This is a genomic window from Aquiflexum sp. (genome assembly GCF_977115555.1).
Window position 1 is genome coordinate 1 of sequence record NZ_CDSBKL010000619.1, and the last position, 1,626, is coordinate 1,626.

A 1,626-nucleotide genomic window follows, 5' to 3' on the forward strand; every position below is an offset into this window, starting at 1 on the left:
TCTCTCACTTGATAGAATCAAATTTATGCCTCAAATAATTGATTTCCAATAAATTAATCAATAATTTCTACACAATTTTTCCACTGGAAAATTACTGAAATCACAAAGTTATCCACATCATTTTAATTGAAATACCTTGCAGTTCATTTGGAGTTTAAGAAGTAGGATTATGATGATGAACCGAATATGGTCAATAAGTGACTCCGGTGAAAACTTGCCTGGAATAGTACTTTGGTAATGATGTTTTTGGATAGGTCTTGAATGATCAAAAAGTTTCAAAAAGTCCGATAGGACAAATCCAAATACCGCCAATTTAGATAAAGAAAACATTAAGATAAAAAGCAAAAGCGGGAAGAAATTCTTTCGAACTTTTCCCGCTTCATCACCTGAAGACCGTAATCTTCAAATCATGCAAGCTACAGTTATTGTGACTTTTCCCTCAGTTGCCCAAGTTCATAACCTTAGATTTTCAAACTCTGATTTCTCAGCCTTTCGGCTTTGATCCATGATTTCAAGAGTTCTGTGGTTGCCCTTCTCAGACTTTCTACGTTGCCGTTTTCAGCCCCTTCATCTTTTCATCTCGAGTTTTTGACCTTAGTCTGAAATTTTACTTTCAGCCTTTTATCTCTCACTTGATAGAATCAAATTTATGCCTCAAATAATTGATTTCCAATAAATTGAACAATAATTTCTACACAATTTTTCCACTGGAAAAGAAGCTTAAATCACAATTTATCCACAGTGATTGGTTTGATTTCCGGAATTATCTCTACAGGTCAAAGTCGGGATATCCTTAATTTTCCAACATTGTTTCTTTCTTTAATAGTGGCATTGATTTTCCTTTTGCTTTTTGATAACTTGATCAATCCAAATTATCCTTTCATGAAAATCTCTTTGTACTTTCTCGTATTCTTTTTTCTAAATTTTGCGAACCTGGCATTTTCGCAGGAAAAGCAATTGAATATTATCATGATCGGGGCCCATCCTGATGACTGTGACATTAAAGGAGGCGGAACTGCGGCCCTATTTGTCCAAATGGGACATCGGGTGAAATTTGTCTCTGTTACGAACGGCGATGCCGGGCACATGGAACAAGGGGGTGGTGTTTTGGCCAAAAGGAGAATGGCTGAAGCAAAGGAAGCCGGTCGCCGGTTGGGGGTGACATATGAGGTGCTGGACCAACATGATGGGGAGTTGCTTCCGACTTTTGCCATCAGGTTGGAAATCATCCGCCTCATCCGTGATTGGGATGCAGATGTGGTCATTTCACACCGGTCCAATGATTACCATCCAGACCACCGATATACAGCGATCCTTGTGCAGGATGCAGCCTATATGGTAGGTGTTCCAAACGTCGCAGCAGATACACCTCCATTGAGAAAAAACCCTGTTTTCCTTTATTTTCAGGATAATTTTCAAAAACCGTATCCATTTGAACCGGATATAGCTGTTGACATCAGCTCCGTTTTTGATCAAAAAATCAATGCCATGGATGCCCATGAATCTCAGTTTTATGAGTGGCTGCCATGGATCGGGAATTATGCAGAAGAAGTACCTGATGACAAAGGTGAAAGAAAAGAATGGCTCAAAACCAAACGTTCATTTGCTCCTAATGCTGCTGTTGTG

General features: G+C 39.0%; 1 protein-coding gene. It reads left to right on the top strand.

Annotated features, from left to right (window positions below):
* Positions 1–882: 882 nt before the first annotated feature.
* Positions 883–1,626 (top strand): PIG-L deacetylase family protein (locus ACZFYI_RS20155; protein ID WP_462525912.1); only part of this gene is annotated, 744 nt, incomplete at its 3' end.